The organism is Bacteroides mucinivorans (genome assembly GCF_034654355.2).
In the GTDB taxonomy this organism is placed as follows: domain Bacteria; phylum Bacteroidota; class Bacteroidia; order Bacteroidales; family Bacteroidaceae; genus Bacteroides; species Bacteroides nordii.
This window is the reverse complement of the sequence record NZ_CP178179.1, coordinates 2,691,306-2,715,075: the sequence shown is the minus strand read 5'-3', so window position 1 is coordinate 2,715,075 and position 23,770 is coordinate 2,691,306. Positions and strand designations below refer to the sequence as shown.

The window sequence follows — 23,770 nt, the reverse complement described above, 5'->3', positions numbered from 1 at the left end:
TCTATTAGAATGATAGATCTAATTGTATAAACACATTCCAAAATTTAAAAATCTCATCAAATCAAATGCAAGGAATATCATATCTAAAGTTTTTTCTCAACATTTCGTTTACACTATGTATAATTTGTAACGGATGTAAAACCGAAGAGCCATATAAACAGTCTGAAGGAGGGAAAGTGATAAAAAGGGAAGTTGACATGTCTTGGTGGAACGATGCCCGCTATGGAATGTTTATTCACTATGGAATATATTCCGTTTTAGGAGGAGAATATATTGGTAAAAATGTAGAAGGCATGCCAATTCATTTTCAAAGCGTAGGCCGTAATAACAGCCAATCAGACTCTGTAAAAATCGGAGCAGGAGCCGGTGCTGAATGGATACTATACGAAGCTTCTATTCCAAGAGAATCTTACCGCAAATATGCTTCATCTTTTACCGCTGAAAAATATGATCCACAAGCAATTGTTGATTTAGCATTGAGTGCCGGAATGAAGTATATTATCATTACTACAAAACATCATGATGGTTTCTGCTTATGGGATAGCGACGTCACCGATTGGGATATATCACACACACCAGCAGGCATTCGTTGGAATCACGACTTAATTGCCCCTTTGGCAGAAGCCACACGCAATGCAGGTCTCAAATTTGGAATATATTTTTCACATACTCGAGATTGGATGCACCCAGGAGGAATTGGTCCCATACCTGAATTGCAAATGAAAGAATATTCATATATCGAAAATCAGTCATACATGGAAACATATACCTATCCAATGGTAGCAGAATTATTAAATCGTTACCATCCGGATATATTTTGGTGGGACTCAAACAATCCGTATGAAGAATTTGCAATACGTTGTAACTCTTTAGTAATCAATTCGAGTCCAACAATCATTCAAAACAACCGTATTTCCACCTTACCTCTTTATCAAGGAGATTTTGCAACGCCAGAACAAGCTATGGACGAAAATGAGGAATATGAAAATATGGAACTTTGCATGACTATGAATGATTCATGGGGATACAATCAGTTCGATAATGGATGGAAAAGGCCTGAATATATTTTATGGTGTTTATTACGAGCAAATAAATTAGGAGGTAATTTATTACTGAATGTAGGTCCACGTGCTGATGGAACCATTCCTGAAGAGTGCCAAACAACTTTAAAAATAGTCGGACAATGGATTAATATAAATAGTGATGGAATATATGAAACTAAAAAAAGCCCGTTACGATTCAATCTACCGTATGGACCAACGACATGGCGTAAGAAAAATGGTATTCAGCACCTTTACTATCACATATTTTATTGGGATGGCAGTGGCGAACTTTGGATACCAGGTATAATGAATACAGTCGATGAGGTTGAACTTTCATTTCCAGCAAATCCCCAAATGTCTTTTCAAGTCAAAGCTGTTGAAGGAATAGGATTACATATAACCAATTTATCACAAACTAAATTCTCGGATATGTGCACTATGTTGGACATTAAATTTAATAATGAACCTAAATTAAAAGAAGGTATAAGAGATATCAATAATATAATCCGATTAGATGCCTTAGGAGCACAAATCGGTCATGTAGCTATTGATGATTTTGAAACAAAGCCCTGCATCAATTGGTATTCAGGAAGACAGCTAAATTATAAAATACTAATTACACGCAATGGTACGTACAAAATCAGTGCACTATTAGCTGGATTTTACTCGGGGAAAATAACGTTTGATTTCGGTAATAAACTCACATTGATCGGGAATAACAGAACAACTTCAGGCCATGACAATTTTGAATGGCAAAATATGGGAAATATTTATTTAAAACAAGGAGAATATATCCTAAGTATTACTGCTGATCAAATTGATTTATGGCTAAAAGTACGAGAATTTAAAATGGAGCGTCAATAGACCTTATTCTATAATTACAAATCAAGAAATTTCAAACACATTGTCGCAAATCCCTATTTTGTATTGTATTTATAAATCAATTAAAAATTTCATATTAGAAAACTTATTCCATATATTTCTTCAAAAATATAGGCAAACAGATAATTTTTATGAGTTATTCACGTTTAAGAAACATAACAGAGGCTTTTTTATATAAAAAGCTTTTAAAAACAGAAGTTAATTTTATCATAAACCGAAAGTATTGAATAACTTACATTCAGGAAATATTTAATAATAAAGATGACTACCACTATACCTAACCCTACCGACATGTGCATTATCGTCACTTATCGCTGTCCGATGAAATGCCAAATGTGTGATATCTGGAAAAATCCTACTCAGAAAGAGAAAGAAATAACTATAGCGGAAATAGAGAAACTCCCTTCTGTGAAATTTATAAATATTACGGGAGGGGAACCTTTTGTGAGAGAAGACCTGGAAGAAATCATAGATGTATGCTTTCGTAAGTCCCCAAGAGTTGTTATTTCGACTTCTGGCTGGTTTGAAGATCGTATTATAAAAATGGCGAAACGCTTTCCCAATATAGGAATACGCATCAGTATCGAAGGGTTATCATTGAAAAATGATGAACTTCGTGGAAGGGTTGGTGGTTTTGATAAAGGTTTGCGTACTTTACTCAAATTGAAAGATATGGGAATTAAAGATATAGGATTTGGAATTACGGTATCTAACCATAATTCAAATGATATGCTATCGTTATATCAGCTTTCCAAATCATTAGGAATGGAATTTGCGACAGCTGCATTCCATAATTCTTACTACTTTCATAAGGAAGATAATTATATTACTAATAAAGAGGAGGTATGTAATAATTTCAGAACTCTGATGGAATGGCAATTAAAAGAAAAGCATCCTAAATCATGGTTTAGAGCATACTTCAATATGGGGTTAATTAATTATATTCAAGATAATGAAAGACTTCTTCCATGCGAAGCTGGGTTGGTTAATTTCTTTGTTGATCCATACGGAGAGATTTATCCTTGCAATGGCTTGGAAGAAAAGTTCTGGAAAGAAAGCATGGGAAATATAAGACAAACAACTTCTTTCAATGAAATATGGCATAGTGAACAAGCTGAAAAAGTCCGTCAAATGGTGAAAAATTGCCCAAAGAACTGCTGGATGGTGGGAACAGCCTCGCCTGTAATGAAAAAATACATTACTCAACCATTAAGATGGGTAATTCGCAATAAATGGAATGTTATAACAGGGAAAGCTATATCTATAGAATTGAAAAAAAAATGAAAATAGTAGTAACTGGTACAAGAGGAATCCCTGGCATTCAAGGCGGAGTCGAAACACACTGCGAAGAGTTGTTTCCGCGTATTGTGGATGAAAGGCATGAAATAATTATCATCCGCAGACCTGATTATATATCTGCTGGACATAATATAAAAGAATATAAAGGAATACTAATTAAAGATATCAAAACTTTACCAGGGAAGCACCTGGAAGCGATTACGCATACTTTTATGGCTGTACTCTATGCACGTAGGATCCATGCTGATATCGTTCATATCCATGCTGTTGGCCCGTCTTTAATGATACCAGTTGTACGGTTATTAGGTATGAAAGCTATAATGACACATCATGGCCCCGACTATGATCGTCAGAAATGGGGAAAATTATCAAAAGGTATATTAAGGTTTGGAGAAAAGATTGGAGTAAAATATGCTAATCATGTGATCGTGATTTCTAAACATATTCAAAAAATGATTTCAAAAAAATATCCTGTCCAAATAAATCTGTCTCTCATACATAACGGAGTGAATCTAACGTGTCCACAAGTTGATAATAACTATCTTGCAGAATTAGGGGTTAAAAAACATTCTTATATTTTAGCTGTTGGGAGATTTGTAAAAGAAAAGGGATTCGATCTATTACTGGAAGCATATAAGTATATATATAATAAAGATATAAGGCTTATTATAGCAGGGGATGCCGATCATGAGGATCAGTATTCATCCGCACTAAAAGATATGGCAAAAAGCCAGAATGTTATATTGACCGGATTTATACAAAAAGATAAATTATCACAGCTATACAGTTCTGCCCGTTTATTTGTGTTACCATCTTATCATGAAGGATTGCCAATATCATTACTTGAAGCAATGAATTGTCATTGTGACGTTTTAGTAAGTGATATTCCTGCTAACAAAGAAGTTGGATTAACAGATACATGTTATTTCAAATGTGGTGATATTCAAAGTTTAAGAGATTGCCTAAATAGAAAACTACAATCCACTTGGACTCCTTGCGAATATAATATGTCTTTATATAATTGGGATTACATAGCTCAGCAAACCAAAGATATTTATGATTCTTTATCACAAAAAACAATATAACAGATATGAATACGTTATATCTACAAATGGAAACAGAGACTCTATTAAATAATGCACCGTTAACACGGAATAGTTGCAGAATGATAAAACGTACATTTGATATTATAACCGCTTTGATAGTCCTAGTATTAATTTTTCCATGGGTCTATCTAATTATAGCTTGCTGCATAAAAATATTTATGCCAGGTCCTATTTTCTTTAAACAAAAAAGAACAGGAAAGGATGGTGTAATTTTTACATGTTATAAATTTAGAACAATGGATGCAAAGAATCATTCTGATGAATTCATTGATCCACAATTAAATAAGTATTCGCTTGGCAACTTTTTACGTTCAACCAGTTTAGATGAACTTCCTCAGTTTTGGAATGTATTGATAGGAGACATGTCAATTATAGGGCCAAGACCACATATGCTTGTTCATGATGAAGAATATATGAGTAAAATTGAAGAATATCCCTTACGTTATGCGGTAAAGCCAGGTATTACTGGCTGGGCACAGGTAAATGGTCTACGTGGAGAAAGAGACATCAGAAGAGTGAAAATGCGCGTAGACTACGATTTGTGGTATATTCAACATTGGTCAGTAGTTTTAGACATGAAGATAATGTTACGTACCATTAGAGTGATGATAAAAAAGTAATAAATGCAAATTCTGTTCAAGCAATATAAAATATTTCCTATTATTTTGTTATTTCTAACAGGGAATATTTATGCACAAAATTTAGAAACATTTGTAGAGTACGGAACAGCCATACATGCAGGAGATTACACTCCTCTGTGGCAAGTTAGCAATCAGCAAGGTCTATCTTCTATTAAGAACAATACTTATATTAGAGGAGGAGTATTTTACAATAAAACACTTCATTCATGGAAAGTGGAAACAGGGGTAGATATTGCCGTAGCAGCTGGATTTTCTTCTACCTTTATCCTTCAGCAAGCTTATGCTGATATTCGTTATAAATGGATAGGTTTGTGGGCTGGAAGCAGAGAAATTAATTCTCCTTTATTAAATCAACAACTAAGTAGTGGTGGTTTAACATGGTCGGGAAACGCAAGACCTATACCACAAATAGCAGTAGGTATATTTGATTATGTACATATCGCTCCTAAAGTTCAAGTAAAAGCAGAATTGTCATACGGTTGGTTTACTGACACTAAATATCAAGAAAAATATGTAGGAGATGAATATTCATATACACGAAAGATAAAATATCACCATAAAAGTTTCTTTTTCCGTTTTGGCCTTCCAAAAGGAAAGTGGTTATTTGATGTAGGAATGAGTTTAGATGCTCAATTTGGAGGGTACAAAGTAAGAGGAAGAGATGAAGGTGATTTAGGTAACGGATGGAAAGATTATTGGAATGTACTTATACCTCAAAGTGGAGGAAATGCCAGTCCTGGAGGAGAACAAGTATGGTACCAAGGAAATTATATGGGGAGTGAACATCTTAAATTAACATATAAACATAATGATTTTATCCTTAGCGCATATTTAGAAAATTATTATGATGATTTTTCCGGAATGGGAAAACAAAATGGTTTAGATGGTCTTTGGGGTATAGAATACAAAGCGAATAAGTCTCAAGTTATCAACAATATAGTGATAGAATATTATCAAACAACTAATCAAAGTGGTCCCTTACATGGATTAGATAATTCTATCATAAAAAAAACAGGAGGTGCTGATGACTATTACAATAATGATTGGTATCCAGGTTGGGTACATTGGGGTATGGGAATGGGTAATCCATTAATCACTTCACCTATATATAATAAAAACGGAGATTTAGCATTTTTATATAATCGTGTAAAAGCGATTCATCTTGGTTGGAGTGGTGATATTACCAAAGAATGGACCTATCGTGCAAAACTGTCCTTCAATCGTACTTGGGGGACTCCATTTAAACCAATCCCTGAAATTTTAGAAAATTTTTCTACCTTTGCAGAGTTTAAATATATTCCAAGTAAATGGCGAGGTTGGAGCTTTACCGGTTCCGCAGCTTTTGATATTGGAGATATCTATGGTGATAATTTGGGTTTTCAATTAAAGATTCACAAAAGTTTTTGATAATGAATTACATACAGACAGGAATTGATGGCGTATGGTTAATAGAACCTAAAGTATTTTCTGATAGTAGAGGATATTTTATGGAAGCTTTTAAAAAAGAAGAGTTTGAAAAATACATTGGGCCAGTAAATTTTATACAGGATAATGAATCTAAATCATCATTCGGTGTGTTGCGTGGTTTACATTATCAAAAAGGGGAATATAGCCAAGCTAAGTTAGTGCGTGTCATAAAAGGAGAAGTACTTGATGTAGCAGTAGATCTACGAAAATCATCACCTACATTTGGGAAGCATGTCAGTGTTTTACTAACCGAAGAAAATAAACGCCAGTTTTTTATTCCACGTGGATTTGCTCATGGTTTTTTGGTGTTAAGTGAAGAAGCTATTTTTACTTACAAAGTGGATAATGTATATACTCCACAAGCAGAAGCATCTTTATTATATTGTGACACGTCATTGGCTATTGATTGGCCTATAGCTGAGTCTCAAGTTATTATGTCTGAGAAGGACAAACAAGCTAAAACTTTTCAAGAAGCTGAATATTTCGTATAATCCATTCAAACAAAACATCAAAATATGAAAATTGCAATTGTAGGGACCGGATATGTAGGTTTGGTTACAGGAACTTGTTTTGCTGAAATAGGTGTAGATGTAACTTGTGTTGATACTAACAGTGAAAAAATAGAAACATTAAAAAAAGGTATCATTCCTATTTATGAACCGGGGTTGGAAGAAATGGTACTCCGGAATACAAAGTCAAAACGATTGCGATTTACAACATCATTGGAAAGTTGCTTAAATGATGTAGAAGTGATTTTTAGTGCAGTAGGTACACCTCCCGATGAAGACGGTAGTGCAGATCTCAGTTACGTCCTTGCCGTAGCCCATACAATCGGGCGTAATATGAATAAATATAAACTGGTAGTTACTAAAAGTACTGTGCCGGTAGGGACGGCTCAGAAAGTACGTAATGCCATTCAAGAAGAACTGGATAAAAGAGGAGTCAAAATAGAATTTGACGTTGCTTCAAACCCTGAATTCCTAAAAGAAGGAAATGCCATCAGTGACTTTATGAGTCCGGATCGTGTGGTAGTGGGAGTAGAGTCGGAACGTGCAAAGAAACTCATGAGTAAACTCTATAAACCGTTCTTATTAAATAACTTCCGGGTGATCTTTATGGATATTCCTTCTGCAGAAATGACTAAATACGCAGCAAATTCAATGCTCGCTACCCGTATCAGCTTCATGAACGATATAGCAAATCTTTGTGAACTTGTAGGAGCCGATGTAAATATGGTACGCAGCGGTATTGGTTCAGATACTCGTATCGGACGTAAATTCCTTTATCCGGGAATAGGATATGGGGGATCTTGTTTCCCGAAAGATGTGAAAGCGTTGATAAAGACTGCAGAGCAAAATGGATATGATATGCGTGTGCTCCGTGCTGTAGAGGAAGTGAATGAAATACAAAAAAGTGCTCTATTTGATAAATTTCAGAAACTATTTGGCAATGATTTGCAAAATAAAACAATTGCTATCTGGGGACTTGCTTTCAAACCGGAAACAGATGACATGCGTGAAGCTCCTGTACTGGTACTTATAGATAAGTTGCAGCAGGCCGGATGTAATATCAGGGCATATGATCCCGCTGCCATGGAAGAATGTAAAAGAAGGATAGGGGACACCATTTATTATGCACGTGATATGTATGATGCTGTACTTGATGCAGACGTTCTGATGTTAGTTACCGAATGGAAAGAGTTTCGTTTACCTTCATGGGCAGTAATCAAAAAAACAATGGCACAACAAATTGTTTTAGATGGTCGTAACATCTATGAAAAAAAAGAAATGGAAGAACTAGGATTCATATACCATTGTATTGGGAAATAAGAAGATAATTGTGTATTTTTGCACAAAACTAAATAAATGATTAAATACATAGCGATATCGTTGTTGACGGTCTTGCTTATGGCGTGTAATAACACCCAAAGACAAAACTCTTCGGAACAAAATGAAGACATCAAAGCCAAACAACTATTACAAGGAATCTGGCTTGATGACGAAAGTGATATTCCTTTAATGCGAATCAAAGGTGATACCATTTATTATGCAGATTCACAGAGCGCCCCCATATACTTTAAAGTAATAAAGGACACTCTTTATACCTATGGAAATGAACAGACACGTTATCAGATTGATAAGCAAACAGAGTATACCTTTTCGTTCCATTCCTTAGCAGATAATATTGTAAAACTCCACAAATCAGAAGATCCCAATGATTCATTAGCCTTCTCCGGAAAGCCGGTTGAGGTTATTCCAACTTATACAGAAGTCACTAAAAAAGACAGCGTAGTAACATTTGATGGAATCCGTTATAGAGCATATGTATATATCAATCCTTCTAAAATCAGAGTAATAAAAACCACTTATTCAGAAGATGGTATCAGCATGGACAATATATATTATGACAATATTATGCATATATGTCTATATGAAGGGAAAAAATGTTTGTATGCCAGTGATATAACAAAGCAAATGTTCGAGAAGGTAATCTCCACAGATTTCCTGCAACAATCAATATTATCTGATATGGATTTTAAAGGTGTTGATCATAAAGGATTTCATTATCAGGCTATGGTCTGTATTCCGGAAAGTGCTGTATGTAATATTGTGAATTTATTAATTTCTTTTGATAAAAAGCTCATTATTTTTGCGAACAAATAATCGAATAGAAGAAAGAAAAAATGGAGAATATCAATAATTTACAGCATTGATATTCTCTATTCTCTTTTATACATTTATTGTTTTCTCCCTCTTGAACGATCTCCGGATTTCCGTCCACCTCCCTTACGAAAGTTTCGGGATCTACCACCACTGCCATTGCTTCGTGGATTATAAGCCGGGGCTTCACCTAATTCTGCAGGTACAGGTATCTTATAAATATCCTTCTCCAGGAAATTTTCTATATTCTTAAAGTTGGTCTGTTCTTTTTCATTTACGAATGTAAGAGCTACGCCATCATTATTAGCACGTGCAGTACGCCCGATACGGTGCACATAATCTTCACTATCATGAGGAACGTCAAAATTGATCACTAAACGAATATCATCGATATCAATTCCTCTCGACACAATATCAGTCGCTACAAGAATATTGATTCTACCAGACTTAAACTCATGCATAATGAATTCTCGCTGCGCCTGTTCCAAATCCGAATGCATCTCTCCAACATTCAACTTCATCATCTTCAGAGCTTTCGCAACTTCTTTCACTTTAATTTTAGAGGATGCAAAGATAATAACACGCTCGGGCACTTCTTCTTCGAAAAGACTACGGACAATACCCAGTTTTTGATTTTCATAACATACATATGCTGCCTGAACAATCTTCTCAGCTGGTTTGGATACAGCCAATTTCACTTCTGCAGGATTATTCAGAATTGTTTTGGCCAGTTGTTGAATTTTGGCAGGCATTGTTGCCGAAAACATAATTGTCTGACGCTCTTTAGGCAGATACTTTACAATTTGCATAATATCCTCATAAAAGCCCATATCGAGCATGCGGTCAGCTTCATCCAGTATAAAATAGGACACTTTTGATAAATCCACATATCCTAAGCTCAGATGAGCAATTAAACGTCCCGGAGTAGCAATTACTACATCTGCCCCAAGAGTCAACCCTTTCTTCTGTTGCTCAAAAAGCACTCCATCGTTTCCACCATATACAGCAACACTGGATACTGGCATAAAATAGGAGAATCCTTCCATTTGCTGATCTATCTGTTGTGCCAGTTCCCGGGTAGGGGACATGACAACGCAGTTAATAGCATCCTCCGGATGCTCTCCCTCAGATAGCTTATTTAATACAGGAAGTAAGAAGGCAGCCGTCTTACCCGTACCTGTCTGAGCGACCGCAATTAAATCTCTTCCCTCAAGAATAACAGGGATTGCCTGTTCTTGTATCGGTGTGCACTCATCAAACCGCATTGCGTCGAGTGCTTCAAGTACACGATCGTTTAGTTTTAGTTCAGAAAACTTCATTTTATGCTTATTATACAAATTAATAATATCACCAATTAATCACAGGCAGGTTTACATGTTCAAATATGAATCTTTGAAACCAAGAAAATAAAGTACCCCATCCAGGCCAATTGTATTAATAGACTGCTCAGCATTGGCTACTACCTTAGGCTTAGCATGAAATGCAATACCCAATCCGGCGATACCTAACATCGGAAGATCATTGGCTCCATCACCTACTGCAATTGTTTGGGCAATATCTACTTTTTCAACTTGTGCAATCAGACGGAGGAGTTCAGCTTTTCGTTTCCCATCAACCACATCACCCAAATAACGCCCGGTCAACTTACCATCCACAATCTCAAGTTCATTGGCATACACATAGTCAATGCCATATTTTTGCTGTAGATATTTTCCAAAATAAGTAAAACCTCCGCTTAGAATAGCAATTTTATAACCATATTTCTTCAGAACATACATCAACCGATCTACTCCTTCCGTAATAGGCAAGTTCTCCGCTATTTCCTGCATCACCGATTCATCCAGCCCTTTAAGTAACGCTACACGTTCACGGAAACTTTCTACAAAATCAATTTCACCACGCATAGCACGCTCAGTAATCTGTTTCACTTGGTCTCCCACACCAGCACGTATTGCCAGTTCATCAATAACCTCGGTCTCTATCAAAGTAGAATCCATATCAAAACATATCAGACGGCGCATCCGTCGATACATATTGTCAAGCTGGAAAGAGAAATCCATTTCGAGTTCACTGGCCAGTTTCATTAGTTGTTCCTGCATAACAATACGATCCTTCGGGGTACCACGAACAGAAAACTCAATACAGGCTCGTGTACGTGCTTCACATTCATTCAGGGGAATACGCCCTGTAAGACGTTTGATAGCATCGATATTCATTCCTTGTTCAGCAAGAATACGAGTAGTTGCAGCAATCTGACGAGCAGAAAGTTTACGCCCTAATAGCGTAAGGATATAGCGGTTCTTTCCTTGCATCTTTACCCAACTTTCATATTCCTCCGTAGATATAGGATAAAAACGAATTGTTACTCCTAAAGACGAAGCTTTGAACAATAACTCTTTCATAATAAACCCAGAATTCTGTTCCTCTGTCATACAAAGGATGCCTAATGAAAGCGTATTATGAATATCCGCCTGACCGATATCCAGAATTGTAGCATCATATTTTGCTAATATTTCTGTCACAGAAGCCGTCAATCCAGGACGGTCTTCACCTGTTATTCGGATGAGAATAAGTTCAGTATTTGAGAGTTGCATAAAAAAAATCTTTTAATCCTGCAAAAATAGAGAAAAAAGTCGGTACCTATGCTAAAGAACATAAAAAATTATGGTCAAAAAGTAAGAAATTTGCTTGTTTATTTGGAAGTTAATTTAATAAATACTTACCTTTGCGCCCGGTTTCTGAATTAAAGGCATTGAAAATCAACGGATTCCTCTCCGTTTGATGCCTGGAAAGACGATGTTTCGGGGAGAAGCCACTGTTTAAGGACAGTCCCGAATAGTATTAACCAAAACCGAATTACATGAGACATGTAAAATGGATTTTTGTTGTATTACTAATTTGTTCCTTGACAGCCTTCGTTGAAAAAGACAAACCTACCGGAGGCTTAAGTGTGGGTGACGTAGCCCCTGATTTTCGAATCGAATCTACGTCAGGGGAGCAACGCCCTCTTAAATTGGCTGACTTAAAAGGTCGGTATGTGTTGCTAAGTTTTTGGGCAAGTTATGATGCACAGTCCCGGATGCAAAACGTAAGTTTGAACAATGCACTTCGGTCTGATGCTCCCAATGTGGAAATGGTTTCTGTGTCATTTGACGAATACCGTTCGGTATTTGAAGAGACTATTCGTAAGGATCAAATAGTTACGCCCACCTGTTTCGTGGAAACTAAAGGCGAAGATTCCGGTTTATTTAAAAGATACCGTTTGAACCGGGGTTTCACTAACTATTTATTAGATGGAAATGGTGTTATTATAGCCAAAAACATCTCTGCTGCAGAACTTTCTGCTCACATAAAAGAAATCGGATAAATATATCTGACTTCAATAAAAAGTGTAAGGAGAAAGGGGAATTTCCTGAATAAATAAAGATGTTCGGGAATAGACAAAAGAGGAAATGAATACAACAAAAAGAGTCCCGTCTACTTAAAAGTTGACGGGACTTTTTCTTTAAAGATTCAGATTACTCTTTTAATCATCTGCCATTGCAGAAAATAAGCATTATTTAGGAGCCTTTTTATATAAGTAGAATGCTATGAATGCATACAATACATTCGGTATCCATACCGCAACTACAGGAGGAACATTTCCATTAACAGCAAAAGTCGAAGTAATTGTCTGGAAAAGGATATACGAGAAACTTAGTGCAAGCCCGATTCCCAAATGCAGTCCCATTCCTCCCTTGGTTTTTCTTGATGACAGGGATAAACCTATCACAGTTAGAATGAACGACGCAAAAGACATGGCAATACGCTTATGATATTCAATTTCAAACTCTTTGATATTGGCAAATCCACGCCTCCGTTGCTTATCAATGTATTCACTCAACTGAGGGCTGGTAAGCATTTCCTGCTGATTCTTCATAATCAGAAAATCAGATGGATCCATATTTATAATAGAGTCCATTCTATCCCCCTTTATGATATTTTCTTTCAAGCCATCCAGTTCACGTATCATATAATCATGAATAGTCCATTTGTTTACAGTAGTTGTATCATATACAATACGACGTGCTGTCAGGTGAGAAATCAGTTTCTTATCAACAAATTTATCCAGCGAAAAACGATTTCCGGTCTTATTATAATCCTGATAATTATCAATGTAAGCTATTACGCCGTCAGCCACCTCAAGTTGCACATTACGTGCACTACCTTTCTTTTTGGGCTTTACATACCTATCCTCAAAGTTCAAGCGCGTTACACTTCCTTTAGGTATTACATATGAACCCAACATGAAAGTAGCTACTGCAATAACGGCTGCCGATATCATATAAGGACGCATCAGACGCTTAAAACTCATTCCGGTAGAGAACATAGCAATAATCTCTGAATTCTCTGCCAGCTTTGAAGTGAAGAAAATTACGGCAATAAATACAAACAACGGACTGAATAAATTCGCAAAGTAGGGAATGAAGTTCATATAATAATCAAAGACGATTGCAGTCCAGGGCGCTTCACGCTCCATAAACTTATCCATCTTCTCATTGAAATCAAACACTACAGCGATAGAGATAATCAACGCAATAGCAAATACGTATGTCCCCAAGAATTTCTTGATGATATACCAATCCAGCAGTTTGATAAAACGATTGCTTTTCATTTAATTATAGTCTTGTTGACACTCTTTTTACCATCATCGGCTTCCATGTAGAGAAATCCCCGGCAATAATGTGTTTACGTGCTTCACCTACTAACCAGAGATAGAATGCCAGATTATGGATAGAAGCAATCTGCATAGCCAATAATTCTTGCGCATGAAACAGATGACGCAGATAAGCTTTACTGTATAAAGTATCTACGCAAGAAGCGCCATCAGCTTCAATAGGAGAGAAGTCCATTTCCCACTTTTTATTACGCATGTTTATAATACCATCCTTGGTAAATAACATTCCATTCCGACCGTTTCGAGTAGGCATTACACAGTCAAACATGTCAACTCCACGTTCAATACCCTCCAGAATATTCACCGGCGTACCGACTCCCATCAGGTAACGGGGTTTGTCTTTCGGCAAAATGTCGTTTACAACTTCAATCATCTCATACATTTTATCCACAGGCTCACCCACGGCAAGTCCTCCAATGGCATTTCCATCCGCTCCTTTAGAGGCAACAAACTCAGCTGATTGTTTACGCAAGTCTGTGTACACACACCCTTGAACTATAGGGAAAAGAGATTGATTATAGCCATATTTAGGTTCTGTTTCATTAAAACGCTGAATACACCTGTCAAGCCAGCGGTGTGTCAGTCCTAATGACTTTTTGGCATATGCATAGTCAGAATCTCCCGGAGGACATTCATCAAATGCCATCATAATATCCGCACCGATAGTACGTTCAATATCCATCACTTTCTCAGGAGTAAAAACATGTTTACTTCCATCAATATGCGAACGAAATTCAGCACCTTCTTCACGCAGTTTACGGATACCTGCCAACGAAAAGACCTGGAACCCACCGCTATCAGTCAACATCGGACGGTCAAAACCGTTGAATTTATGTAATCCACCGGCTTTTTCTATAACATCCAATCCCGGACGCAAATAAAGATGATATGTATTACCCAATATGATCTGAGCCTCAATATCCTCCTTCAATTCTGTCAGGTGTACACCTTTCACTGTGCCAAGTGTACCCACCGGCATAAATATAGGAGTTTGTATCTGCCCGTGGTCTGTTGTAATCAGACCCGCACGGGCGTTACTTTTTGCGTCTGTATATTGTAATTCAAATGTCATTCCTGGCTGGCTTTCTTTACAGATAAATCAATGGCATCAGCCACCTTCTCATCAGTCAATGCGATGGCAAATACTTCTTTCACATCAGTTACATAGTGGAATGTCAGTCCTTTAAGATACATCTCCTGAATCTCATCTATGTTCTTTTTATTCTCGGCACTCATTATAATTTCTTTAATCCCTGCACGTTTAGCTGCAAGAATTTTTTCCTTAATACCGCCCACCGGAAGTACTTTACCGCGAAGAGTTATTTCACCGGTCATGGCCAGATTTGCTCTCACTTTACGCTGCGTCAACGCAGAAGCCAATGAGGTAGCCATAGTGATACCCGCTGATGGACCATCTTTGGGGATCGCACCTTCCGGAACATGAACATGGATATTCCAATTATCAAATATTTCTTCATCCAGATTCAGCAATGAAGCATGTGCTTTGATATATTCAAGCGCCAGCATAGCAGACTCCTTCATTACATCCCCCAAATTACCCGTTAAAGTCAAACGTCCACCTTTACCGCGGCTCAAACTTGTTTCAACAAATAAAATTTCACCTCCAACAGCAGTCCATGCCAATCCTGTTACAACACCTGCGTAATCATTACCCTGATATTTGTCACGAGTATATTCAGGTGCCCCCAGAAAATCATATAAATCGGCAGGCTTAATCTCTGTCTTTAAGAAATAACCATCGGTAGCATACTGACGGGCAGATTTACGGAGTATCTTACCGATCTTCTTTTCCAGTTCACGTACACCACTTTCACGAGTATAAGACTCTATAATAGCCTCCAATGTATCTTTTGGGATCTTAATATCAGTCTTTTTCATTCCATTTGCTTCCAACTCTTTTGGAACCAGATGCTTACGGGCAATCTCAACCTTTTCTTCCGTGATGTAGCCACTAACCTCAATCAGTTCCATACGGTCAAGCAATGGTCCAGGTATCGTGTTCAGATTATTAGCAGTAGCAATAAACATCACTTTTGACAAGTCATAATCCACATCGAGGAAGTTGTCATGAAACGTTGTATTCTGTTCAGGATCAAGTACTTCCAGTAAAGCAGATGAAGGATCTCCCTGACGATCTGCGCTTACTTTATCAATCTCATCCAGAATAAATACCGGATTGGAAGAACCTGCCTTTATCAAACTCTTTATAATTCGTCCCGGCATAGCACCGATATAGGTTTTACGATGTCCGCGAATCTCGGCTTCATCATGTACACCTCCCAAGGACATACGAATATACTTCCGCTTCAGAGCAGCAGCAATAGATTTTCCCAAAGAAGTCTTACCAACTCCCGGAGGTCCATACAGACAGATAATCGGTGATTTCATATCACCTTTCAGTTTCAGAACAGCCAAATGTTCAAGAATACGCTCTTTCACCTTTTCCAGACCATAATGATCTTTATTCAGTGTTTTCTCTGCATTCTTCAGATTCAAATTATCCGTTGTATATACATTCCACGGCAAACTAAGCATCGTTTGCAGATAGTTCAACTGTACACTAAAATCAGGAGATTGCGGATGAGTACGCTCCAGTTTGGCCAACTCTTTCAAGAAAAGAGTTCGTACTTCTTCGCTCCATTTCATTTTATACGCCTTATTGCGCATTTCTTCTATTTCCTGCTCCTGTCCACTGCCACCCAACTCATCCTGAATTGTTTTAATTTGCTGCTGCAAAAAATATTCACGCTGCTGCTGGTCTATATCTTCACGGGCACGCATTTGAATAGACGCTTTAATTTCAGCAAGCTGAACTTCCCGGTTCAATATCTCCAACAGGCGATACGTACGCTCTCTCAATGAATCGTAACGGAGTAATTCTATCTTCTCGTCCTTTTTTAAAGGTAAGTTAGTGCAGATAAAATCTACCAAAAACATATGATTATTAATGTTTTTGATAGCAAATGCAGAATCCTGATGCAAAGAATCCGAAGATTTAATATAGCGTATTGTCAGGTCTTTACAAGTTTCAACCAGAGCCTGAAATTCCTTATCATTTTTGTCAGGCATTATTTCATCTTTTACTTCGATGCTGCCCTTCAGATAGGGATGGGTTTCTGTAATACCCGTCAATTCCAAACGCTTCAATCCCTGTAAAATAACAGTTGTCGTTTGATCCGGCATTTCCAAAATACGCACAATTTTCCCTATGGTTCCAATTGTGTGCAGATCTTCAAATTGAGGTTCATCTGTCTGAGCTACTTTCTGGCAGACAACCGCTATATTCATATTTTTCTTTTCAGCCTCACGTATTAATCTCAAGGATGACTTCCTACCCACTGAAACCGGCATAAATACCCCCGGAAACAACACCATATTACGAAGGGGAAGTACCGGAAGAGTATCACCTGATTTGATTTTCACATCGAACATTTGCTCTTCATTTCCTTCAAAATCGGCGATCAGTGAGAATGCATTATCATCTGAATCTTCCATAAAGTATTTTTCTCTCATCATTTCGTTTAAATTAGTTTATGTCATTATATGGGCATAAATTGTTTGCAAAGTTAATCGATTATTCATTAATAATAAAGCCCACGTACGATAAAAACACAAAAACAATGCCAAATTATACCGTTTACCGAACGTTATCTCATAATAATTATTTATTTTTGGCAAATTCCATAAGATATTAGCAAAATGCCAAATCCATATTTCCAATTCAAACAGTTCACCGTATGGCACGACAAATGTGCTATGAAAGTAGGAACAGACGGAGTACTACTCGGTGCATGGTCCAGTGTTAAGAACGCCCAAAGAATACTCGACATTGGAACAGGAACCGGATTAGTAGCTTTAATGCTTGCCCAGCGTAGCAACGCTTTTATTGTTGCCCTCGAAATAGACTGTGCCGCTGCCAAACAGGCTACAGAAAACGTGGTACGCTCTCCCTGGCAAGATAGGATAGAAGTGTTACAGGTAGATTTTAAACAGTATACTTCTACTGCACGTTTTGATGTCATAGTCTCTAATCCTCCATATTTCGTAGACTCTTTAAAATGCCCTGATCAGCAAAGAAATGCTGCCCGGCACAATAATGAATTAACTTATGAAGATTTGTTTAGTGGAGTATCACAACTTCTTTCAGAAGATGGAGAATTTACTGTCGTCGTGCCTACAGATGTTTCGGACAATGTAAAAGAAGTTGCCTTCAATCACTCTTTATATCCATGCAGACAACTGAATGTTATCACCAAACCCGGATTACCCCCCAAAAGAACCTTGATAACTTTTATATTCAAAAAGCAGGAATACCGGACAAAAGAACTATTAATAGAACTAACCCGCTATCAATACAGTAAGGAATACGTTGAACTAACCAAAGAATATTACCTGAAAATGTAAAAAAAGAGGCAACTACATAAATCATGTAATTGCCTCTTTTTCGTCGGGGTAGCGGGATTCGAACCCACGACCCCCTGCTCCCAAAGCAGGTGCGCTAACCGGACTGCGCTACACCCCGAAAACTTTTCAATTGAACTCCTTCTTTGTCGGGGTAGCGGGATTCGAACCCACGACCCCCTGCTCCCAAAGCAGGTGCGCTAACCGGACTGCGCTACACCCCGAATAAAAATCGTTGGTGTTCTATCGAAAAGCGGTGCAAAGATAGGGAGTATTTTCAAATTAACAATAGCTAAACCCATTATTTTTGTTACTTAATTTTCAATACACTGACTGTCACTTATTTATAGTTTCATTTTTTTCTAAAGAAGACTAAAGGTTATTTACGACTGTAAATGAACCAAAATGCCCTGTCAGATGTAGTATTAGTATAACAAATACGAAACGCACCTATGTTTACACAATTTCTGAACCTTCTGGCCACTATCATAAGTGTGATAAGCCTGCTCATTGTTACTTATGGGGCATTGATTGCATTTATAGCTTTCATTATAAATGAATTAAAACGATTTACCGGGAAATACAGCCCTATTAACATTCGCAGATTACGGGCTACTTTTGGTACTTATCTCCTGTTAGGACTCGAATTTCTTATCGCTTCGGATATTCTGAAAACAGTACTGGAACCTACTCTCAACGAACTTGCTATTTTGGGAGGAGTCGTTGTACTGCGTACTGTTTTATCTGTTTTCCTGAATAAAGAAATTAAAGAACTTGAGACAGAAAATGGTAAATCTGATGAACCATAAAGAATTTATTATGTTACAAATATACTAAACCTAAACAAGAAAAAGATATGGATACAAAGAAGAAGAATCCCTCTAACAAAAAAGAGGAAGCGCAATTGAAGCTTGAAAGTAAAAAACAAGAAGTACTCCCCGGACAACAAATAGCTGTCTATAGTGAAGCCACTAAAAAAGATGTCCGGGAAGTTGTTAAAGAGCTAAATCCCGACATAAACAGTCTGGGAAGTAGGGGATAATACAGGAAAAACAAGTGTGAAACAACTACCGGCTCCTTTTTCTGAACGTACTGAAATAGTTCCCCCATGTAAGTTCATAATCTGCTTACACAGGCTGAGCCCGATTCCCGAACCGGATGGTTTGGTAGTAAAGAACGGAACAAATATTTTGTCTATTACATCCGGCAATATACCTTCTCCATTATCTGAGACGGTAAGAATAGGACCTTCTGCAGTCTGAGTAAGTTCAATTTCTATCTGGGCATCGGACTTACGAAAACATGCTTCCTGTGCATTTTTCAACAAATTGATCAGAACTTGTTCTATTTGAGTCCGATCTATCCAAAGAGTAAGGGAAGCATCGGGTTGTCTAAAATGGTAGATTTCAGCTGGAAATAGCTTCTTCAAATCAGCAAACAATTCACGGGCCGGGACTTGTGTACATACAGGTTCCGGTATTCGTGTAAGCCTGCGATAGTTCTCTACAAATCCCAACAATCCTTTACTTCTCCGATGAATAGTTTGCATGGCCTGAAGCATTACAGCATACTCTTTTTCTGTCAACTGATTTGGTATACCCCGTTCACTGAGCGTTTCTGAGAGAGAGATTATAGGAGTTATTGAATTCATTATTTCGTGAGTCAATACGCGTATCAATTTCTGCCAGGCCTCCATTTCGTTTCTCTCCAAAACAGAATGAATGTTTTTCAAACTAATCAGCAATCGTTCCTTTCCCTGTGTGGTAAATAGTGTACAAGAAGCGGCCATTTCCAATACTGTTCCATTTCTTTCAATACGTACAACCCGTGTGTCGCTCGTTGAAGCCTTTAGTATTTCTGCCGGTAATTGCGGATTCCGGCCCAGATGGGTTATAGCTGCAAGGTTCATCCATTCCGTATGACCGGATTTATCTGTAACCAGAACAGCAGTGTCTACCTTATTCAATAAATTCTCATAATATTGATGTTTAACCTCTTCTTCAAAAAGCCGCTCACGGAAAACTTTCAATGCCTCTGAAAGCTCCTGAGCCATATCTGTCAACACCCTGTTTTTTAATGGAGGATAAAAAGTTTGCGTCATATCATTATAACGAATACTTTCTATCAGACGTGTCATCATGCCTGCCAGTTTCATTTGTACAACATAAAGGTGAATTCCGGTTCCTGCTAAGAGCAGGATAGCAACAAGTGTACTAAACCATAAATTGTGTATAAACAACACATAACAAGCTATAGCAAACAATACTAATAATACAATGTGTACAAAAATACTAACGCCATATTGTTTCATAATCCTAATTTTTCAAGTTTCCGGTAAAGAGCAAAACGGGTAATCCCTAAATACTCTGCCGCACGTGTCATATTCCCTTGGCTCAGACGCAATGCTTTCTCCACAGTCTGCCTTTCCAACTGTTCAAGATTAAGAATTTCATCCTCCTCTTTTTTCCTTCGCTCTATAGTGTGGAAAGGAAAGTTTTCGGGTTTCAATAAAGATCCCTCTCCAAGAATAACTGCTCTTTCAACAGCATGCTGTAATTCACGTACATTACCTGGCCAGGCATATTTTAAGAGTTTATTTTTTGCTTCACGAGTCAATCCGCGTATCTCCTTCTTATATTTACGGGCATAACGGTTCAGAAAATACTCGGCCAACAAGATTATATCATTTCCACGTTCACGAAGAGGAGGAATGTGTACCTCTACCGTATTGATACGGTATAATAAATCCTGCCGGAAGTTAGCTTCATCCACCATTTGCCGGATATCGGTATTAGTAGCGCAAATCAACCGGACATCTATCGGTACAGCCTGTGTAGAGCCTAAGCGGGTGATCTGACGTTTCTCAATGGCAGTAAGTAGCTTTGCCTGCATCGGTAAAGAGAGATTTCCAATCTCATCCAGAAACAAAGTTCCACCGGTTGCTACTTCCATACGTCCGGACTTCGCTCTACGCGCATCTGTAAACGCTCCCTTTTCATAACCGAAAAGTTCACTTTCAAACAGCTGTTCGGGAATGCTGCCCAGATCAATCGTAACAAAAGGCTTTCCATAACGGGGAGAACAGCGATATAGTAAATGGGCAAAAACATCTTTTCCTGTTCCGTTTTCACCAAGTATCAGGATGTTTGCATCCGTTTCACTAAGTTTGTCAATCGTAGCAAACACCTCCTTCATGGCAGGCGATTCACCAATAATATCACTTTCCGGGCCAGTCTGTCCACTCAACACCTCTATCTGCTCTTTCAGTGCCTTCACCTCTTTTCCGGAGCGACGTAGCTTCATTCCTGACGAAAGAGTTGCCAAGAGTTTTTCTTTCTCCCAAGGCTTAGGAATAAAATCCGTAGCCCCAGCCTTAATGGCTCGCACAGCTTTGTCGGTATCCGAATAAGCTGTCATAAAAATCACGATAGCCTGCGGATCTGCTTTAAGAATCTGCTCGAGGCTTTCAAAACCTTCCTGTCCGCTGATTGCATCCCGGCTGAAGTTCATATCCAGCAGGATAAGATCCGGTTGAAAGGTAGTCATAAAATATTCGATACGATCAGGAGTAGTAGCTACCTTTATCTTCTCTGACAAGGGTTCAAGCAATAGATTCAGAGCGAAGAGTACGTCTTCATTATCATCTACAATTAATATCTTACCGAGGTGTTCCATGTTCTTCTACGAGTTAAGTATATTACCTTACTATCAAACGGTGTACGACATGTACATCTCGTGCAGTACGACATGTACATCTCGGCATGCACCACATGCACATGTCGAGCAGTACCACATGTACATGTCGTACATCGTTTGATTATGACAATCGGGAGCTTTCTATACTATATCAAGCATAAAGAGCCTATTGCGACGGCAAAGATAACGATTACGCCCGTGTGTTGTGCGTGCGATATCGCACTATTTTTGTGCGCATATGCACAAGCACACAGTAAGCTATAGTACATCAACAACATGAATAACAATCAGTTACAACTATGGCATAACTTTTGAACTTTAATTATTAAATACAGAATATATGCAAATCAAAATACTACTTATATTAATGGGCAGCAATTTCATGCTTCCGCTAACAGCACAAAAGGAGGTAATGAATCTATCTTTGCAACAAACCGTCGAGCTTGCCAAGCACCAGTCGCCCGATGCGCAAACGGCGCGCCACAGTTTCCGGTCGGCATACTGGAACTACAAATCTTATCGTTCCAACTATCTACCAAGCCTTAAACTAACCTCCACACCCTATCTGAACCGGGCGATAGACAAAATCTCACTCGAAGACGGCAAGGTGAAATTTGTAGAGCAAAACTTACTGAGCACCGATCTTACGTTGAGCCTTTCACAAAACATCCCCTGGACGGGAGGTACTTTTTTTATAGAAACGGCCGCACAACGGATGGATCAGTTCGGCGATCACAGTACGTCTTATCAAACTTCGCCCGTCAGCATCGGATACCGCCAATCGCTTTTTGGCTACAACAGCCTGAAATGGAACCGCCGTATCAAACCGCTCCGCTACAAAGAAGCCAAGAAGACTTACATAGAAACACTGGAACTGGTTGCCGCCCGCGCCACACAAAAGTTCTTCGCCCTTGCCACCGCGCAAAGCAATCACGAAATAGCTTCATTCAATTATGCCAACGCAGACACACTCTATCAATATGCCCGGGGGCGTTACAACATCGGCACCATCACCGAAAATGAAATGCTCCAACTGGAACTCAACATGCTCACCGAAGAAACCAACCAGATGAACGCCCGCATCGAGATGGACAACTGCATGCAGGAACTCCGCTCGTATCTGGGCATTCAAAGTGATGAAGACTTGGTAGTAAAAGTGAGTGACCGCGTGCCGGACTTTAGCGTGGAATTGCACAAAGCCCTGCTGATGGCGAACGAAAACAACCCGGATATTCAAAACATGATCCGCCGGAAGCTGGAAAGTGAAAGCAATGTATCGTATGCACGTGCCAACGCCGGGCTGAAAGCAGACCTCTATCTCAGCTTCGGATTGACCCAGAAAGCCGGGAAGTTGGGAGATGCCTACAAAGACCCGCTCGACAAACAATATGTCAGCCTGGGCATTTCGCTCCCCATTCTCGATTGGGGAAGAGGGAAGGGGCAAATACAGGTGGCCCGTTCGCAACGCGACCTGGTACATACGCAGGTAGAACAAGATAAAACAGACTTTGAACTAAACGTGCGCAAACTGGTGAAACAATTCAACCTACAGACGCAGCGCGTACGCATCGCCTCACGAACAGACGAAACGGCCCAACGAAGAAGTGAAGTAGCCCGCCGCCTCTATATTCAGGGGAAATCTACCATACTCGACCTCAACGCTTCCATCTCCGAGAAGGATGCCGCCCGGCGCAACTATATCTCCACCTTATATAATTACTGGAATTTGTATTACGCGCTCCGTAGCCTGACGCTTTTCGACTTCGAGAAGAACCTCCCCCTTGCCACCGATTATAATCTCCTAATAGAATAAGTTCCTCCAATCATAAACCATCTA

General features: G+C 38.5%; 20 protein-coding genes and 2 tRNA genes. 13 read left to right on the top strand and 9 right to left on the bottom strand.

Features of this window, described 5'->3' with window-relative positions:
• Positions 1-197 precede the first annotated feature (197 nt).
• The 8 genes from VCM39_RS09990 to VCM39_RS09955 all read left to right on the top strand — a co-directional run bounded on the left by VCM39_RS09990 (position 198) and on the right by VCM39_RS09955 (position 9,101).
• Positions 198-1,907 (top strand): alpha-L-fucosidase, encoded by a 1,710-nt coding sequence (locus VCM39_RS09990; protein ID WP_322934063.1) that lies wholly within the window; start codon positions 198-200, stop codon positions 1,905-1,907.
• Between the two features lie 279 nt (positions 1,908-2,186).
• Positions 2,187-3,209 (top strand): radical SAM/SPASM domain-containing protein, encoded by a 1,023-nt coding sequence (locus tag VCM39_RS09985; RefSeq protein WP_289059397.1) that lies wholly within the window; start codon positions 2,187-2,189, stop codon positions 3,207-3,209.
• Complete coding sequence (locus tag VCM39_RS09980) at positions 3,206-4,309, top strand: glycosyltransferase family 4 protein (protein WP_025867763.1); 1,104 nt, start codon at positions 3,206-3,208, stop codon at positions 4,307-4,309. The genes VCM39_RS09985 and VCM39_RS09980 overlap by 4 nt, the downstream gene beginning before the upstream one ends.
• 5 nt (positions 4,310-4,314) lie before the next feature.
• Positions 4,315-4,950 (top strand): sugar transferase, encoded by a 636-nt coding sequence (locus VCM39_RS09975; protein WP_322934064.1) that lies wholly within the window; start codon positions 4,315-4,317, stop codon positions 4,948-4,950.
• 3 nt (positions 4,951-4,953) lie between these two features.
• On the top strand, positions 4,954-6,378 hold the full coding sequence (locus tag VCM39_RS09970) for a capsule assembly Wzi family protein (RefSeq protein ID WP_322934065.1): 1,425 nt from the start codon (positions 4,954-4,956) through the stop codon (positions 6,376-6,378).
• Positions 6,379-6,380: 2 nt separating this feature from the next.
• Positions 6,381-6,929: a dTDP-4-dehydrorhamnose 3,5-epimerase gene (gene rfbC / locus VCM39_RS09965; protein WP_322934066.1), complete on the top strand. Its 549-nt coding sequence runs from the start codon at positions 6,381-6,383 to the stop codon at positions 6,927-6,929.
• Positions 6,930-6,953: 24 nt separating this feature from the next.
• On the top strand, positions 6,954-8,267 hold the full coding sequence (locus VCM39_RS09960; protein WP_221651038.1) for a UDP-glucose dehydrogenase family protein: 1,314 nt from the start codon (positions 6,954-6,956) through the stop codon (positions 8,265-8,267).
• 36 nt (positions 8,268-8,303) lie between these two features.
• Positions 8,304-9,101 (top strand): DUF4738 domain-containing protein, encoded by a 798-nt coding sequence (locus VCM39_RS09955; protein WP_221651037.1) that lies wholly within the window; start codon positions 8,304-8,306, stop codon positions 9,099-9,101.
• Between the two features lie 74 nt (positions 9,102-9,175).
• On the opposite strand, the gene VCM39_RS09950 is transcribed toward VCM39_RS09955, so the two are convergent.
• Positions 9,176-10,417 (bottom strand): DEAD/DEAH box helicase, encoded by a 1,242-nt coding sequence (locus VCM39_RS09950; RefSeq protein ID WP_002560226.1) that lies wholly within the window; start codon positions 10,415-10,417, stop codon positions 9,176-9,178.
• 51 nt (positions 10,418-10,468) lie between these two features.
• Entirely contained in the window at positions 10,469-11,692 is a 1,224-nt protein-coding gene (gene serB / locus VCM39_RS09945) for a phosphoserine phosphatase SerB (protein WP_221651036.1), read from the bottom strand.
• Positions 11,693-11,958: 266 nt separating this feature from the next.
• Here serB and VCM39_RS09940 point away from each other — a divergent pair, with 266 nt between their 5' ends.
• Positions 11,959-12,465 carry a peroxiredoxin family protein gene (locus tag VCM39_RS09940; protein ID WP_221651035.1) on the top strand — a complete coding sequence of 169 codons (507 nt, stop codon included), beginning with the start codon at positions 11,959-11,961 and terminating at the stop codon, positions 12,463-12,465.
• A gap of 189 nt (positions 12,466-12,654) precedes the next feature.
• Here VCM39_RS09940 and VCM39_RS09935 read toward each other — a convergent pair whose 3' ends face one another.
• From VCM39_RS09935 to lon, 3 genes are read right to left on the bottom strand one after another with little or no spacing between them, the layout of a single operon-like run.
• Positions 12,655-13,752 (bottom strand): LptF/LptG family permease, encoded by a 1,098-nt coding sequence (locus VCM39_RS09935; protein ID WP_002560223.1) that lies wholly within the window; start codon positions 13,750-13,752, stop codon positions 12,655-12,657.
• A gap of 4 nt (positions 13,753-13,756) precedes the next feature.
• Positions 13,757-14,887 carry a tRNA guanosine(34) transglycosylase Tgt gene (tgt, locus tag VCM39_RS09930; protein ID WP_196039863.1) on the bottom strand — a complete coding sequence of 377 codons (1,131 nt, stop codon included), beginning with the start codon at positions 14,885-14,887 and terminating at the stop codon, positions 13,757-13,759.
• A complete protein-coding gene (lon, locus tag VCM39_RS09925; RefSeq protein WP_321028574.1) occupies positions 14,884-17,349 on the bottom strand; it encodes an endopeptidase La in 2,466 nt (821 codons plus the stop codon). Before lon ends, tgt begins: the two co-directional genes overlap by 4 nt.
• A gap of 186 nt (positions 17,350-17,535) precedes the next feature.
• On the opposite strand from lon, the gene VCM39_RS09920 reads away from it, so the two are divergent.
• A complete protein-coding gene (locus VCM39_RS09920; RefSeq protein ID WP_322934069.1) occupies positions 17,536-18,240 on the top strand; it encodes a tRNA1(Val) (adenine(37)-N6)-methyltransferase in 705 nt (234 codons plus the stop codon).
• A 43-nt stretch (positions 18,241-18,283) separates the two neighbouring features.
• Here VCM39_RS09920 and VCM39_RS09915 read toward each other — a convergent pair.
• Together VCM39_RS09915 and VCM39_RS09910 are read right to left on the bottom strand one after the other, a co-directional pair.
• Positions 18,284-18,358, bottom strand: a tRNA-Pro gene (locus VCM39_RS09915).
• 28 nt (positions 18,359-18,386) lie between these two features.
• A tRNA-Pro gene (locus VCM39_RS09910) sits at positions 18,387-18,461 on the bottom strand.
• Positions 18,462-18,689: 228 nt separating this feature from the next.
• On the opposite strand from VCM39_RS09910, the gene VCM39_RS09905 reads away from it, so the two are divergent.
• On the top strand, positions 18,690-19,046 hold the full coding sequence (locus tag VCM39_RS09905) for a DUF1622 domain-containing protein (RefSeq protein WP_002560219.1): 357 nt from the start codon (positions 18,690-18,692) through the stop codon (positions 19,044-19,046).
• 47 nt (positions 19,047-19,093) lie between these two features.
• Positions 19,094-19,279: a hypothetical protein gene (locus VCM39_RS09900; protein ID WP_002560218.1), complete on the top strand. Its 186-nt coding sequence runs from the start codon at positions 19,094-19,096 to the stop codon at positions 19,277-19,279.
• Here the strand turns inward: VCM39_RS09900 and VCM39_RS09895 are convergent.
• Both VCM39_RS09895 and VCM39_RS09890 read right to left on the bottom strand, forming a co-directional pair.
• Positions 19,241-20,548 (bottom strand): HAMP domain-containing sensor histidine kinase, encoded by a 1,308-nt coding sequence (locus VCM39_RS09895; protein WP_322934070.1) that lies wholly within the window; start codon positions 20,546-20,548, stop codon positions 19,241-19,243. The genes VCM39_RS09900 and VCM39_RS09895 overlap by 39 nt on opposite strands.
• Positions 20,545-21,912, bottom strand: a complete 1,368-nt coding sequence (locus VCM39_RS09890) for a sigma-54 dependent transcriptional regulator (RefSeq protein WP_322934071.1) — start codon at positions 21,910-21,912, stop codon at positions 20,545-20,547. Before VCM39_RS09890 ends, VCM39_RS09895 begins: the two co-directional genes overlap by 4 nt.
• Positions 21,913-22,300: 388 nt before the next feature.
• On the opposite strand from VCM39_RS09890, the gene VCM39_RS09885 reads away from it, so the two are divergent.
• The gene (locus VCM39_RS09885; protein ID WP_407934716.1) at positions 22,301-23,746 is read left to right on the top strand and encodes a TolC family protein; all 1,446 of its coding nucleotides are present in this window, start codon (positions 22,301-22,303) and stop codon (positions 23,744-23,746) included.
• Positions 23,747-23,770: the final 24 nt, after the last annotated feature.